This is a genomic window from Pseudomonas sp. DWP3-1-2 (genome assembly GCF_049896285.1).
Taxonomy (GTDB): Bacteria; Pseudomonadota; Gammaproteobacteria; order Pseudomonadales; family Pseudomonadaceae; genus Aquipseudomonas.
On record NZ_JAFCTZ010000003.1, the window covers coordinates 448654 to 464090 of the forward strand.

The 15437-nt window shown below is 59.1% G+C and carries 12 protein-coding genes; 11 read left to right on the forward strand and 1 reads right to left on the reverse strand.

What is annotated here, in order from left to right; genetic code table 11:
• The first annotated feature begins 1 nt into the window (after nt 1).
• From rnhB to ispD, 9 genes are all read left to right on the forward strand, one after another.
• Nucleotides 2-652, forward strand: a complete 651-nt coding sequence (gene rnhB, locus ACP7B0_RS10960; RefSeq protein WP_426141561.1) for a ribonuclease HII — start codon at nt 2-4, stop codon at nt 650-652.
• Between the two features lie 75 nt (nt 653-727).
• Nucleotides 728-4249, forward strand: a complete 3522-nt coding sequence (gene dnaE / locus ACP7B0_RS10965) for a DNA polymerase III subunit alpha (protein ID WP_426141322.1) — start codon at nt 728-730, stop codon at nt 4247-4249.
• A gap of 108 nt (nt 4250-4357) precedes the next feature.
• On the forward strand, nt 4358-5305 hold the full coding sequence (locus tag ACP7B0_RS10970; protein WP_426141323.1) for an acetyl-CoA carboxylase carboxyltransferase subunit alpha: 948 nt from the start codon (nt 4358-4360) through the stop codon (nt 5303-5305).
• A gap of 170 nt (nt 5306-5475) precedes the next feature.
• Nucleotides 5476-6810, forward strand: coding sequence for a tRNA lysidine(34) synthetase TilS (gene tilS, locus ACP7B0_RS10975; RefSeq protein WP_426141324.1), 1335 nt, complete (start codon nt 5476-5478; stop codon nt 6808-6810).
• Between the two features lie 265 nt (nt 6811-7075).
• Nucleotides 7076-8707 carry a CTP synthase gene (locus ACP7B0_RS10980; protein WP_426141325.1) on the forward strand — a complete coding sequence of 544 codons (1632 nt, stop codon included), beginning with the start codon at nt 7076-7078 and terminating at the stop codon, nt 8705-8707.
• Between the two features lie 17 nt (nt 8708-8724).
• Entirely contained in the window at nt 8725-9570 is an 846-nt protein-coding gene (gene kdsA, locus ACP7B0_RS10985) for a 3-deoxy-8-phosphooctulonate synthase (RefSeq protein WP_426141326.1), read from the forward strand.
• 166 nt (nt 9571-9736) lie between these two features.
• Entirely contained in the window at nt 9737-11023 is a 1287-nt protein-coding gene (gene eno, locus ACP7B0_RS10990; RefSeq protein ID WP_426141327.1) for a phosphopyruvate hydratase, read from the forward strand.
• 174 nt (nt 11024-11197) lie between these two features.
• The gene (gene ftsB / locus ACP7B0_RS10995) at nt 11198-11476 is read left to right on the forward strand and encodes a cell division protein FtsB (protein ID WP_426141328.1); all 279 of its coding nucleotides are present in this window, start codon (nt 11198-11200) and stop codon (nt 11474-11476) included.
• Nucleotides 11473-12189 (forward strand): 2-C-methyl-D-erythritol 4-phosphate cytidylyltransferase, encoded by a 717-nt coding sequence (gene ispD / locus ACP7B0_RS11000; protein WP_426141329.1) that lies wholly within the window; start codon nt 11473-11475, stop codon nt 12187-12189. The genes ftsB and ispD overlap by 4 nt, the downstream gene beginning before the upstream one ends.
• 149 nt (nt 12190-12338) lie before the next feature.
• On the opposite strand, the gene ACP7B0_RS11005 is transcribed toward ispD, so the two are convergent.
• Complete coding sequence (locus ACP7B0_RS11005; protein WP_426141330.1) at nt 12339-13235, reverse strand: LysR substrate-binding domain-containing protein; 897 nt, start codon at nt 13233-13235, stop codon at nt 12339-12341.
• A gap of 105 nt (nt 13236-13340) precedes the next feature.
• On the opposite strand from ACP7B0_RS11005, the gene ACP7B0_RS11010 reads away from it, so the two are divergent.
• Together ACP7B0_RS11010 and fghA are read left to right on the forward strand one after the other, a co-directional pair.
• Nucleotides 13341-14453 carry an S-(hydroxymethyl)glutathione dehydrogenase/class III alcohol dehydrogenase gene (locus ACP7B0_RS11010; RefSeq protein ID WP_426141331.1) on the forward strand — a complete coding sequence of 371 codons (1113 nt, stop codon included), beginning with the start codon at nt 13341-13343 and terminating at the stop codon, nt 14451-14453.
• A 92-nt stretch (nt 14454-14545) separates the two neighbouring features.
• On the forward strand, nt 14546-15391 hold the full coding sequence (fghA, locus tag ACP7B0_RS11015; protein WP_426141332.1) for an S-formylglutathione hydrolase: 846 nt from the start codon (nt 14546-14548) through the stop codon (nt 15389-15391).
• Nucleotides 15392-15437: the final 46 nt, after the last annotated feature.

Sequence of the window (15437 nt, forward strand, 5' to 3'; positions counted from 1 at the left end):
GATGCAAATGGGTCTGGATTTCAATCTGGTGGAAGAACTGGTCGCAGGCGTCGATGAAGTGGGTCGCGGTCCGTTGTGCGGCGCGGTCGTCACCGCCGCCGTGATTCTCGATCCGCGTCGCCCGATTCTGGGGTTGAATGACTCCAAGAAGCTCACCGAAGCCAAGCGCGAAAAACTCTACGACGAGATTTGCGAGAAAGCCTTGTGCTGGTATATCGCTCGGGCGGAAGTCGAGGAAATCGACAAACTGAACATTCTGCATGCCACCATGCTGGCCATGAAGCGTGCCGTCGAGGGCTTGATCATCACGCCGAAACTGGCGCTGATCGACGGCAATCGCTGCCCGCAACTGTCCGTGCCCTGTGCGCCTGTGGTTCAGGGCGACGCACGAGTTCCCGCGATTGCTGCGGCGTCGATTCTGGCCAAGGTCAGTCGGGATCGGGAAATGGCTGCATTGGAGCTGATCTACCCAGGCTACGGCATGGGCGGGCACAAGGGCTATCCCACCCCCGTTCATCTGGAAGCATTGGCGCGCCTCGGGCCGACGCCGATTCATCGCCGTTCCTTTGCGCCGGTACGTGCGGCATACGAAGCACGGGACATGGCGATGATGAACACCGCGCAATCGTTCTCGGTATTCCCGCTGGACTGACAGTGGGCTGATGTTTTGCCAAAGGCCCGGTACAATCCGGGCCTTCGTTTTTTGTTCTAGCGCTATAGGATCACCATGCCGGCTTCTTTCGTTCATCTACGCCTGCACACCGAGTACTCGCTGGTCGACGGCCTGGTACGGGTCAAGCCGCTGGTCAAGACCCTGGCCGCCATGAACATGCCTGCGGTGGCGGTGACCGATCAGAACAACATGTGTTCGTTGGTCAAATTCTATAAAGCGTCCATGGGGGCCGGTATCAAGCCCATCTGTGGCGCGGACCTGTGGCTGTCGAACAAGGACGAAGACGCCGCGCTCAGTCGTATCAGCCTGCTGGTGATGAACGCTCAGGGTTATCGCAACCTGACCGAACTGATCTCCCGGGGCTTCATCGAAGGCCAGCGTAACGGCCAGGTGATCATCGAGCGTGAATGGGTTGCCCAGGCCAGTGAAGGCCTCATTGCGCTGTCGGCGGCCAAAGAAGGCGAGATCGGCATGGCGCTGTTGGGTAACAATCCCGACGAAGCCGACACATTGCTCCGCGAATGGATGGCGGTATTTCCAGACCGCTTTTACGTTGAGGTGCAGCGCACCAATCGTCCCAACGACGAAGAACATCTGCATGCCGCCGTTGCCCTGGCGGGCCGTCATGGCGCGCCCCTGGTGGCCACCAACGACGTGCGCTTCATCAAGCAGGAAGACTTCGAAGCCCACGAAACCCGCGTGTGCATCGGTGAAGGGCGCGCACTGGACGACCCACGCCGCTCGCACAATTACAGCGACCAGCAGTACCTGAAAAGCGCCGAGGAAATGGCCGAGCTGTTCAGTGACTTGCCCGAGGCGCTGGAAAACACGGTTGAAATCGCCAAGCGCTGCAACATTGACGTGAAGCTGGGCACTCACTTCCTGCCCAACTTCCCGATTCCCGATGGCATGACCATCGACGAATATTTCCGCAAAGTCTCCTTTGACGGGCTGGAAGAACGTCTGGCCGTGTTGCTGCCCAAGGACACCACCGAGGACTACGACGCCAAGCGCCAGGTGTACGTCGATCGGCTGAATTTCGAGCTGGATATCATCATCCAGATGGGGTTCCCCGGTTACTTCCTGATCGTGATGGACTTCATCCAGTGGGCCAAGAGCAATGGCGTTCCAGTGGGGCCGGGTCGTGGGTCGGGTGCGGGCTCGCTGGTGGCTTACGTTCAGAAGATTACCGATCTCGATCCACTGGAATATGACCTGCTGTTCGAACGCTTCCTGAACCCGGAACGGGTCTCCATGCCCGACTTTGACGTCGACTTTTGCATGGATGGCCGGGACCGCGTGATTGATTACGTGGCGCAGAAGTACGGGCGCAACGCGGTAAGCCAGATCATCACCTTCGGCTCCATGGCCGCCAAGGCTGTGGTTCGGGACGTTGCGCGGGTGCAGGGCAAGTCCTACGGCCTGGCGGATCGCCTGTCGAAGATGATCCCCTTCGAAGTCGGCATGACGCTGGAAAAAGCCTACGAGCAGGAAGAAATCCTGCGCGACTTCCTCAAGGTCGATGAGGAAGCGGCTGAAATCTGGGAAATGGCGCGCAAGCTCGAAGGCATCGTGCGTAACGTCGGCAAGCACGCGGGCGGCGTGGTGATCGCGCCCACCAAGCTGACTGACTTTTCGCCGATCTATTGCGATGAAGTCGGTGACGGTCTGGTGACCCAGTTCGACAAGGACGATGTGGAAGCGGCAGGTCTGGTGAAGTTCGACTTCCTCGGTCTGCGAACGCTGACGATCATCGACTGGGCGCTGAAGACCATCAACCGCGACCGCGCCAAGGTTGATGAGCCGCCGCTGGATATCGCGTTCATTCCGCTGGATGACGCGCCGACTTACCAGCTGTTGCAGAAAGCCGAAACCACGGCGGTGTTCCAGCTTGAGTCCCGGGGCATGAAGGAGCTGATCAAAAAGCTCAAGCCCGACTGCCTGGAAGACCTGATCGCATTGGTGGCGTTGTTCCGTCCGGGGCCGCTGCAATCAGGCATGGTGGACGACTTCATCAACCGTAAGCACGGTCGCGCCGAGCTGTCGTACCCCCACGTCGACTATCAGTACGAAGGCCTCAAGCCCGTACTCGCCCCGACCTACGGCATCATCCTGTATCAGGAACAGGTGATGCAGATTGCCCAGGTCATGGCCGGTTACACCCTCGGGGGTGCGGACATGCTGCGTCGGGCCATGGGTAAGAAGAAGCCCGAAGAAATGGCCAAGCAGCGCGGCGGCTTCATCGACGGCTGCAAGAACAACAATATCGACCCGGACCTGGCCGGTAACATTTTCGACCTGGTGGAGAAATTCGCCGGTTATGGCTTCAACAAATCTCACTCAGCCGCCTATGGCCTGGTGTCGTACCAGACCGCCTGGCTGAAGACTCACTACCCGGCGCCTTTCATGGCGGCGGTGCTGTCGGCGGATATGCACAACACCGACAAGGTCGTGACCTTGATCGAAGAAGTGCGCACCATGAAGCTGCGCCTTGATGCGCCGGACGTGAACACCTCGGAGTTCAAGTTCACGGTCAGTGACGACGGCCGCATTCTTTATGGTCTTGGTGCTATCAAGGGCGTTGGCGAGAGTCCGGTGGAAGCCATCACCGAAGCGCGTGAGGCGGGACCTTTTATGGATCTGTTCGATTTCTGCGCCCGGGTTGACCTCAAGCGCGTCAACAAACGGACCCTGGACGGCTTGATTCGCAGCGGTGCGCTGGATCGCCTCGGGCCTTATTTCGAAAGCGAACCCAAAGCCTATCAAGCCAATATCGACCGCAACCGTGCCGTGTTGCTGGCGGCCCTGTCTGAAGCCATTCAGGCGGCCGAGCAGACCGCGCGCAGCCATGACAGCGGGCACGCGGACCTGTTCGGCGGTTTGTTCGTCGAGGAAGACACCGACGTCTATGCTAACCATCGCAAGGCCAAGGAAGGGACGCTCAAGGATCGCCTGCGAGGCGAGAAAGAAACCCTCGGGCTGTACTTGACCGGCCACCCCATCGACGAATACGAAGGCGAGATTCGCCGGTTTGCCCGGCAGCGGATTATCGACCTCAAGCCTGCACGGGATACCCAAACGGTGGCGGGCTTGATCATCGCGCTGCGGGTCATGAAGAACAAGAAAGGCGACAAGATGGGCTTCATCACGCTGGACGACCGGTCCGCACGTATCGAAGCTTCATTGTTTGCCGAAGCATTCCATTCGGCGCAGTCATTGCTGCAGACGGATGCAATGGTGGTGGTGGAAGGGGAGGTCAGCAACGACGATTTCTCCGGCGGCCTGCGTTTACGCGCCAAGCGGGTGATGAGCATTGAAGATGCGCGCACCAATCTTGCCGAAAGCCTGCGTCTGACCGTGCATGCCGAAGCGCTCAAGGGCGACCGGCTGCGCTGGCTGGGCGACCTGTGCAAAAAGCATCGCGGCGCGTGCCCCATCACCCTTGATTACACCGGGCTGGATGCCAAGGCGTTGTTGCAGTTTGGCGAAGCATGGCGAATTGATCCCGCAGACAGCTTGATTCAAGCGCTGCGTGACCAGTTCGGGCGTGAGAACGTCTTCCTGCAGTATCGCTGAACTCAGCCTGAATTTTTAATCTCGACCTGAATGCGCCAGTTCCCGTAAGGTATGGCGCTCACGGATCAACCGGCCGGCCTCTTGGCCGTCGACCCAAGACGGATGCCTATGAACCCGAATTTTCTTGATTTCGAACAGCCGATCGCTGACCTGCAAGCCAAGATCGAAGAACTGCGCTTGGTGGGTAATGACAACTCGCTGAACATTGGCGACGAAATCTCGCGTCTGCAAGAGAAAAGCAACACGCTGACCGAAAGCATTTTCGGCAACCTGACCAGTTGGCAGATCGCGCGCATGGCGCGTCATCCGCGTCGTCCGTACACCCTGGACTACATCCAGCACATCTTTACCGAGTTCGATGAACTGCACGGTGACCGTCACTTCTCCGACGACGCCGCCATTGTCGGTGGCGTTGCGCGCCTTGAAGGCCAGCCGGTCATGGTCATCGGTCATCAGAAGGGCCGCGAAGTTCGCGAGAAAGTCCGCCGTAACTTCGGCATGCCGCGTCCTGAAGGCTACCGCAAGGCCTGCCGTCTGATGGAAATGGCCGAGCGCTTCAAGATGCCGATTCTGACGTTCATCGACACGCCGGGTGCTTACCCAGGGATTGACGCTGAAGAGCGTAACCAGAGCGAAGCGATTGCCTGGAACCTGCGGGTCATGGCCCGTTTGAAAACGCCGATCATTGCGACGGTTATCGGTGAGGGTGGTTCCGGCGGTGCATTGGCCATCGGCGTCTGCGACCAGTTGAACATGCTCCAGTATTCCACCTATGCGGTGATTTCTCCGGAAGGCTGCGCGTCGATTCTGTGGAAGACCGCCGACAAGGCTCCTGACGCGGCCGAAGCCATGGGCATTACCGCTGATCGCCTCAAGGGGCTGGGTATCGTTGACAAGGTTATCGGTGAGCCTCTGGGCGGCGCACATCGCGACCCGGCGGGTGCTGCCGAGGCGATTCGTCAGGAATTGAGTGGTCAGTTGCAGATGCTCAAGAAGTTCGACAACGACGCACTGTTGGCGCGTCGTTACGAGCGGTTGATGAGTTACGGTCTCTGATGGAACTGCGGGCTGCACGATAATCGAATGACCTGTGGGAGCGAGGCTTGCCCGCGAATCGGAATTCCAGTCGGGCATATGTCCTGCCTGGGATGACGCCTTCGCGGGCAAGTCGGAACGCCGCCCGCTCGCTCCAACAGATGTTCATGTCAGCTGGCCATGTGTTCTCGATGACTACACACAAACACCCTCACGATCTCCCCGCCAGGCTTGCCCCAGCCCTGGCCCCTTGGCGTCAGGCGCCAGCCTGGCATGTCGGGTTCTCCGGCGGCCTCGATTCCACCGTTTTGCTGCATGTGCTGGCTGATCTGGCCCGCCGTGAAACGCTGCCGCCCATCTACGCCATCCATGTCCATCACGGACTTCAGGCTGCTGCCGATGCCTGGCCTGCGCATTGCCGGAAGGTATGCGATGCGCTGGGTGTGTCGTTGCAGGTGATCAGCGTGCAGGTCAAAGCGCAGGCCAGTCTGGAACAGGCGGCGCGGGATGCCCGATATGCCGCCTTCAGTGCCGCCTTGAAATCGGGCGAGGTGCTGATGACTGCGCAGCATCAGGACGATCAGGCCGAAACCCTGTTGTTTCGCTTGCTGCGGGGGGCGGGGTTGCGTGGGTTGGCGGCGATGCCTGTCAGTCGAGCATTGGGGCAGGGCAGTCTGTTGCGGCCGCTGCTGGGGGTGTCTCGTGCTGACCTTGACGCCTACGCTCGGGAACACGAACTGACGTGGATAGAAGACCCGAGCAACGACGACCCACGCTTTTCCCGTAACTACCTGCGCAATCAAGTGCTGCCCACGCTCACCTCGCGCTGGCCGCAAGCGGCGGCCAACCTGGCGCGCACCGCCGGTCATCTGGATGAAGCGCAACAGTTGCTGAACGAGCTGGCGGAGCAGGACCTGGGAGCGGCGCGAGCCGGCAACCGGTTGCCGTGGGTGGTCGTCCCTTCGTTGGCGCTGGCACCGCTGGTCGGCTTGTCTGCAGCCCGGCAACGTAACGCACTGCGCCACTGGCTGTCGCCCTTGACCCGCTTGCCGGACAGCGACCACTGGCGCGGATGGGAAGACCTGCGTGATGCGAATTCCGACGGTCGGCCGGTCTGGCGCCTGGCCGACGGAGAATTGCACCGCGCGCAAGGCCGTATCTGGTGGCTGGCGGGGGATTTTCTGGAGCCGCTCAAGGTTGTCTCGACCTGGCCCGATCTGCATCGACCCTTGACGCTGCCTGGCAACGGCCAGCTGTGTATTGACGGCGATGTCCCGGCCGGGATGTTCGAGGTGCGTTATCGCCAGGGTGGCGAAATCCTGCATTTACCGGGTCGCGGCCATCGGGACCTGAAGCGTCTGCTGAATGAATACGGTATTCCCTTATTTATTCGCGGCCGATTGCCGCTGTTGTATCGCAATGGCGAGCTGTGGGCCGTCGCCAATCTGCCCGAACTCAACGCTTACGGCCGTGGCGACTGGCGTTTGCACTGGCAGGCGCCGACGAATGACCAAAGTTTGAGCTGAAAGGCCATTTCCGGTAGACTACGCTCCCTTCTTGATAGAGCTTCTGTGGATTGTTTTTTAATCGACAGGAGTTGCCGGTTACCAACCCGTTTTTGCTGGGTAATTCTTAAATGTGGCGCGCAATTGACAGGCTTTCAGAGCCGGTCCGTTTCAACGCAGCAGTTCGGGAGTGCACCGTGAATGATGTCGGTAATCGGGGGCTTCGGCCTTCCTTCGCTTTCCCCGGCGGCTCTGACCGCTTTAACGCAGACTTCTAGGGTTTTTCATGACGCGCTACATCTTCGTCACGGGCGGTGTTGTTTCTTCATTGGGGAAAGGCATTGCCTCGGCTTCATTGGCGGCCATCCTGGAGGCGCGGGGACTTAAGGTCACCATGCTCAAGCTTGACCCCTATATCAACGTGGACCCGGGCACCATGAGCCCGTTCCAGCACGGTGAAGTGTTCGTCACCCATGACGGCGCCGAAACCGACCTGGACCTTGGCCACTATGAGCGGTTCATCCGCACCACCATGACCCAGAACAACAACTTCACCACTGGCCGTGTGTACGAACACGTCCTGCGCAAAGAGCGCCGTGGTGATTATCTGGGCGCGACCATTCAGGTCATTCCGCACATCACCGACGAAATCAAACGCCGGATCATCAAGGGCGCTGGCGATGCCGACGTCGCGATGGTCGAGATCGGCGGGACCGTGGGTGACATCGAATCGCAACCGTTTCTGGAAGCCATTCGTCAGCTGCGCTTCGAAGTCGGCGCCAAGCGCGCGATGCTGATGCACTTGACGCTGGTGCCGTACATCGCCACAGCGGGTGAAACCAAAACCAAGCCAACCCAGCACTCGGTCAAGGAGCTGCGCTCCATCGGCCTGCAGCCGGACGTGCTGGTTTGCCGCTCCGATCACCCCATCGACATCTCCTCGCGTCGCAAGATCGCGCAGTTCACCAACGTTGAAGAACGTGCGGTGATCGCGCTGGAAGACGCCGACACCATCTACAAGATCCCGGGCATTCTGCATTCCCAGGGTCTGGATGATTTCGTTGTCGAGCGTTTCGGTCTGCAGTGCGGTGGCGCGGATCTTTCCGAGTGGGAAAAGGTGGTCGACGCCAAGCTCAATCCCGAGCACGAAGTCACCATCGCCATGGTCGGCAAGTACATGGAGCTGCTCGACGCCTACAAGTCGCTGATCGAAGCGATGAGTCACGCCGGCATCTCCAACCGCACCAAGGTCAACCTGCGCTACATCGATTCCGAAGACATCGAGAATCAGGGCACTGCGCTGCTCGAAGGTGTCGACGCCATTCTGGTGCCGGGCGGTTTTGGTCTGCGCGGTGTGGAGGGCAAGATCACTGCCGTCCAGTTCGCACGCGAAAACAAGGTTCCCTACCTCGGCATCTGCCTGGGCATGCAAGTGGCGGTCATTGAATATGCTCGCAACGTGCTGGGCTGGAAAGACGCCAACTCCACCGAGTTTGACCGCAGCAGCGCGCACTCCGTGGTGGGTCTGATCACCGAATGGGAAGACGCCACCGGCGCGGTGGAAACCCGAACCGAGAGCTCCGATCTGGGCGGCACCATGCGTCTGGGTGCTCAGGATTGCCAGCTGGAACCGGGTTCACTGGTTCATGATTGTTATGCCAAGGACGTGATTGTCGAGCGTCATCGCCATCGCTATGAAGTGAACAACAAGCTGCTGCCGCAGTTAATGGAAGCGGGCCTGAAGGTTTCGGGTCGCTCCGGTGACGGCGCGCTGGTAGAAGTGGTTGAAGCACCGGATCATCCGTGGTTTGTGGCTTGCCAGTTCCACCCTGAGTTCACTTCCACGCCACGCGATGGTCATCCGCTGTTCACCGGCTTCGTCAAGGCGGCGCTGGTTCAACATCAGAAAAACGCTTGATTCGGGATACCCAGAACATGGTTCAGAAAACAATCCGCGTAGGTTCGATAGAGATCGCCAACGACAAGCCCATGGTCTTGTTCGGCGGGATGAATGTCCTCGAATCCCGGGACATGGCCATGAAGGTCTGCGAAGAATACGTACGGGTTACCGAGAAACTCGGTATCCCCTACGTGTTCAAGGCCAGCTTCGACAAAGCCAACCGTTCGTCCATGCACTCTTACCGTGGCCCAGGCCTGGAAGAGGGCATGCGGATTTTTGAAGAGATCAAGAAAACCTTCAATGTTCCACTGATCACCGACGTTCACGAGCCAGCCCAGGCTGCGATCGTCGCCGAAGTCTGCGACATCATCCAGTTGCCGGCGTTTCTGTCGCGGCAGACGGATCTGGTGGTGGCCATGGCCCGTACCGGAGCGGTGATCAACATCAAGAAAGCTCAGTTCCTCGCACCTCAGGAGATGAAACACATCCTGAGCAAGTGTGAAGAAGCGGGTAACGATCAGTTGATCCTTTGTGAGCGCGGGTCCAGTTTCGGCTATAACAACCTGGTCGTGGACATGCTGGGCTTCGGCATCATGAAGCAGTTCGAGTACCCGGTATTTTTCGACGTGACCCATTCCCTGCAAATGCCGGGCGGTCGTGCTGATTCGGCCGGTGGCCGACGTGCACAGGTATTGGAACTCGCGAAGGCCGGCATCAGTCAAAACCTCGCCGGGCTGTTCCTCGAAGCGCATCCCGATCCGGATAGCGCCAAATGTGACGGTCCTTGTGCGTTGCGTCTGGACAAGCTTGAGCCGTTCCTGGCTCAGCTCAAGGCCTTGGATGAGCTGGTAAAAAGTTTCCCGGCAGTAGAAACCGCTTAAATCACGCTTCTCCGGTCAGGCACCCTCCGGTAAAGTGCCGCTCGATCGTTTTTCCCGATGTTTCATCGGGGGTTTATCGCCCTGAGGCCTGCCCTGTATAGAGCCTCGGAGCGGTAAGCGTTTCCCAGCTGCGTCGTTCTCGTCCAATCTTGGAGTGTTTACAACAATGGCAAAAATCGTCGACATCAAAGGTCGTGAAGTTCTCGACTCCCGTGGCAATCCCACCGTGGAAGCAGATGTGCTCCTCGACAACGGCATCATCGGCAGCGCCTGCGCGCCGTCGGGTGCTTCAACCGGCTCGCGCGAGGCGCTTGAGCTGCGTGATGGCGACAAGAGCCGTTACATGGGCAAGGGCGTACTCAAGGCCGTCGCCAACATCAACGGCCCGATCCGCGACCTGTTGCTGGGCAAGGACCCTGTTGACCAGAAGGCCCTGGACCACGCCATGATTGCGCTGGACGGCACTGAAAACAAAGCCAGCCTGGGTGCCAACGCAATCCTGGCTGTGTCTCTGGCCGCGGCGAAGGCTGCTGCCCAGGATCAGGACCTGCCGCTGTACGCGCACATCGCCAACCTCAACGGCACACCGGGTGTTTACTCGATGCCGGTGCCGATGATGAACATCATCAACGGCGGTGAGCACGCTGATAACAACATTGACATCCAGGAATTCATGATTCAGCCGGTCGGCGCCAAGACCTTCTCTGAAGGCCTGCGCTGGGGCACCGAAATTTTCCACCACCTCAAAGCCGTACTCAAAGCCCGTGGCTTGAACACTGCTGTGGGCGATGAAGGTGGTTTCGCGCCTGATCTGGCCTCCAACGCCGATGCGCTGGACGCTATCGCTGAAGCCGTGGCCAACGCCGGTTACAAGCTGGGTACGGACGTCACCCTGGCTTTGGACTGCGCGGCCAGCGAGTTCTACAAGAACGGCAAATACACCCTGAGCGAAGAAGGCGAGTATGACTCTGCCGCTTTCGCTGACTACCTGGCTGATCTGGTCAGCAAGCATCCGATCATCTCCATCGAAGACGGTCTGGATGAGTCTGATTGGGCGGGCTGGAAAATCCTCACCGACAAGATCGGCGACAAGGTGCAGTTGGTAGGTGACGACCTGTTCGTGACCAACACCAAGATTCTGAAGGAAGGTATCGATAAAAAGATCGGTAACTCCATCCTGATCAAGTTCAACCAGATTGGCACCCTGACCGAAACACTGGAAGCCATCCAGATGGCCCAGGCTGCCGGTTACACCGCCGTCATCTCGCACCGCTCTGGCGAAACCGAAGACTCCACCATTGCCGATCTGGCCGTGGGCACGTCGGCAGGCCAGATCAAGACCGGTTCCCTGAGCCGTTCCGATCGTATTGCCAAGTACAACCAACTGCTGCGTATCGAAGAGCAATTGGGCGCCAAGGCTCCGTATCGTGGTCGCGCCGAGTTTCGCGGCTGATTCTGAGATGGAAAAAAGACAGCCGGTGTTGTAAGAACATTCCGCTTTGCGGATGATTCCTCAGCGCTGAAGCGGTTTTCCGCTATTGAGCCTGGCTTGCCAGGCTCAATGCCCTCAGTCGTTTGTTCATGTTGTTGGCTCTGCTGTCTTTTTTCACTGGGTACCTGATATTCAATGCGCAGTCCAAACTGGTTGTTCGTCGTCTTGCTCCTGATGCTTGCGGGCCTGCAATATCGCCTGTGGGTTGGTAATGGAAGCCTGGCGCAAGTGGCCAGTCTCACTCAGCAGATTGCCGATCAGCATGCCGAAAATGACGCGCTGCTGGAGCGCAACCGCGTGATGGATGCGGAAGTGCTGGAACTGAAAAAAGGGATGGAAACTGTCGAAGAGCGTGCCCGCCATGAACTGGGCATGGTCAAGGACGGCGAAACGCTTTATCAGTTGGCACAATGAGTGATTTTCTTCCTGCCTTCTGGGCAGTCATACCTGCTGCGGGCGTTGGTGCTCGTATGGCAGCGGACCGTCCCAAGCAGTACCTGCAATTGGGCGGCCTCACAATTCTTGAACACAGCCTGCTTTGTTTCCTCGATCACCCACGGCTCAAGGGTCTGGTGATCAGTCTGGCTGTGGACGATCCTTACTGGCCGACATTGCCCTGCGCCCTTGACTCGCGAATCGAGCGGGTTGCCGGTGGCAAGGAGCGCGCCGACTCGGTACTCAATGCCCTGCTGCACCTGCATGCCCACGGTGCGGATGATGACGATTGGGTGTTGGTGCATGATGCGGCGCGGCCTAATCTGGCACGCTCGGATCTGGACAACTTGCTGCGCGAACTGGCGGATGATCCGGTGGGCGGTTTGTTGGCTGTGCCTGCCCGGGACACATTGAAGCGCGCCGACAGCAATGGCCGCGTCACCGAAACCGTGGATCGCAGCCTTATCTGGCAGGCCTACACGCCCCAGATGTTTCGCCTGGGCGCATTGCACAGGGCGTTGGCTGACGGCCTGGTGTCGAATGTCAGTATCACCGACGAAGCTTCGGCTATCGAATGGGCAGGGCAGTCGCCCAGGTTGATTGAAGGTCGCGCCGACAACATCAAGGTCACGCGCCCCGAGGACCTGGAGTGGCTGCGCCAGCGACGCGGTCAGTTTGATCAGTCGCAATAAACGCTTCGCACTGAGGGAGCGCATTTATTCGCGAAGGCTTCAGCTCTGAAGCCGAGCGGTGTCAGGTGAGTATCCAGTGATCAGGCCGGCCCCTTCCCGGCTTTAGCCGGGAAGGCTGCCTTTCAGCCCCCGCTCCAGCGAATCGCTTTTCACGCTCGATACTCATCCCGCATCGCCAATCCCTCTTTCAGGAAATCCACCAGCTTGCGCACTTTGGGCGACAGGTGTCGTTGCTGGGGGTAAAGCGCCCAGACGGCGGTATTGGGCGGCTGATGGGCTTCGAGCAGGGAAATCAACGCGCCGCTGTGCAGATGTTCCAGCACGTAGTAGTCCGGAAGCTGACATAACCCGACGCCGTGCAGTGCAGCGTCCAGAACGGCCTGTCCGCTGTTGCAGCGCCAGTTGCCCTGAACTCGTTGCGAAAACTCTCGACCATTGTGTTGCAGTAGCCAGGTGTCGCTGCTGCCGATCAGGCAGTTATGCCGACTCAATTCCGACAGACTGTGTGGGCGGCCATACCGTTCAAGGTAGGACGGCGATGCGCACAGGTACATGCGGCGCGGCGCGAGGCGGGTGGCAACCAGGCGGGAATCCTGTAGACGACCCAGGCGAATGGCCAGGTCCAACCCTTCGTGAACCATGTCCAGCGTGCGATTGCTGAGTTCGATATCCACCCGCAATTGCGGATACAGATCAATGAACCGGGTCACCAGCGGCGTGATGAAGCGCTCGCCGTAAGCCACCGCGCAGGTCATTCGCAACAACCCTTTGGGTTCGCTGGTCAGGTCGCCCACGGCACGCAGGGCTTCCTCTCGACCGTCCTGCAGGCGCTGGCAGTGGTGTAAGAACGTCTGGCCCGCTTCGGTCAGCGCCACCCGGCGTGTGCTTCGGTACAGCAGACGGGTTTGCAGGCGCTCTTCCAGACGGGCGATCTGTCGGCTGATATGGGACGAGGAAACCCCAAGGCGCTCTGCGGCAGCGGTGAACTGGCCGCATTCGGCGACAGCGACGAACTCGTCCAGACCTTCCCAGCGGTTGGCGTACATTGATTGTCCCTGTACAGCAATAATGTTTTGCTTTCGACTGGATTATTAACCAATCGGCACTGCTTTACACTCGACGGCTTGTTTTAACTTCGCTGGAGAAGATTGATGATCAAGTCACGCGCGGCTGTTGCCTTTGCCCCTAACGAACCGCTGCAAATTGTCGAAGTCGACGTCGAAGCGCCAAAGGCCGGTGAAGTGTTGATTCGCACCGTTGCCTCCGGCGTTTGCCATACCGACGCCTACACCTTGTCCGGCGCCGATTCCGAAGGTGTATTCCCCTGCATCCTGGGTCATGAGGGAGGCGGGATTGTCGAGGCGATTGGTGAGGGCGTGACTTCCCTGGCAGTGGGCGACCACGTGATTCCGCTTTACACCGCTGAATGCCGTGAGTGCAAATTCTGTCTGTCCGGCAAGACCAACCTGTGCCAGAAGGTGCGCGCCACCCAAGGCAAGGGCCTGATGCCTGATGGCACCACCCGGTTCAGCTACAACGGCCAGCCGGTCTATCACTACATGGGCTGTTCGACGTTCTCCGAGTACACCGTGGTGCCGGAAATTTCTCTGGCGAAGATTCCCAAGGAAGCCCCTCTGGAAAAAGTCTGTCTGCTGGGCTGCGGTGTCACCACCGGCATCGGAGCTGTGCTTAATACGGCCAAAGTGGAAGAGGGTGCCACTGTCGCCATCTTCGGTCTGGGTGGTATCGGTCTGGCGGCGATCATCGGCGCGAAAATGGCCAAGGCCTCACGCATCATCGCGATCGACATCAACCCGGCGAAATTCGACGTGGCCCGTGAGTTGGGTGCCACCGACTTTATCAATCCAAAAGATCACGAAAAACCGATCCAGGACGTAATCGTAGAAATGACCGATGGCGGCGTGGATTACAGCTTCGAATGCATCGGTAACGTGAACCTCATGCGTGCTGCGCTGGAGTGCTGTCACAAAGGCTGGGGCGAATCGGTAATCATTGGTGTGGCCCCGTCGGGTCAGGAAATCTCGACCCGTCCGTTCCAGTTGGTGACCGGTCGCGTCTGGCGCGGTTCGGCATTTGGCGGCGTGCGTGGCCGTACCGAGCTACCGAGCTATGTCGAAAAGGCTCAAACAGGCGAAATCCCGCTGGATACTTTCATCACCCACACCATGGGCCTGGAAGATATCAACAAGGCGTTCGATTTGATGCACGAAGGCAAAAGCATTCGCACCGTCATTCATTTCTGAGAAGCAGCTGCACGCTTGAGCCTCACGCGACAAGAAGGACCTGCTCCTTCTTGTCGCCTGTAGCTTGCGGTTTGCAACTGGAGGAGTCCTCCATGAGCCTGGAAAACCTTTCCTGCCAGAAAAGCTTCGGCGGCTGGCATAAACGCTATAAACATCACTCTGACGTGCTCGGCTGCGACATGGTATTCGCGGTTTACCTGCCGCCTCAGGCCGAGCAGGGCGGCAAGTTGCCGGTGGTGTATTGGTTGTCGGGGCTGACCTGTACCGACGAGAACTTCATGCACAAGGCCGGTGCCCTGCGAGTCGCGGCAGAGCTTGGCTTGATCATCGTGGCGCCCGACACCAGCCCCCGTGGCGCTGACGTTCCCGGTGACCCGGACGGGGCGTGGGATTTCGGCCTGGGCGCCGGTTTCTATCTCAATGCCACACAGCAGCCATGGGCCAGGCATTACCAGATGCATGATTACGTGGTGAAAGAGCTGCCTGCATTGGTCGAGGCGCACTTTCCCGCCTCCCAGGCCCGGGGCATCAGCGGGCACTCCATGGGGGGGCATGGTGCTTTGGTCTGCGCCTTGCGAAATCCGGGTCGGTACAAGTCGGTATCGGCATTTTCGCCCATCAGCAACCCCATGGATTGCCCTTGGGGTCAGAAAGCATTTTCCCGTTATCTGGGTGAAGAGCGTTCTCGTTGGCGCGAATGGGATGCCAGCGTACTGATCGCCGAGGCGTCGGAGAAGCTGCCAATACTCGTGGATCAAGGTGATCGTGATGATTTTCTGGCCCACCAACTCAAGCCCGAAACGCTCGTCCAGGCTGCGAAATCTGCCGGGCATCCGCTGACGCTGCGTATGCAGCCCGGCTACGACCACAGCTATTTCTTCATCGCCAGCTTCATCGAAGACCACTTGCGGCATCATGGCGACGCCTTGAACAGCTAACGGTCGTCAAAGCAGGTAGAATCACGCCCTGACTTTTTTCAGGGCG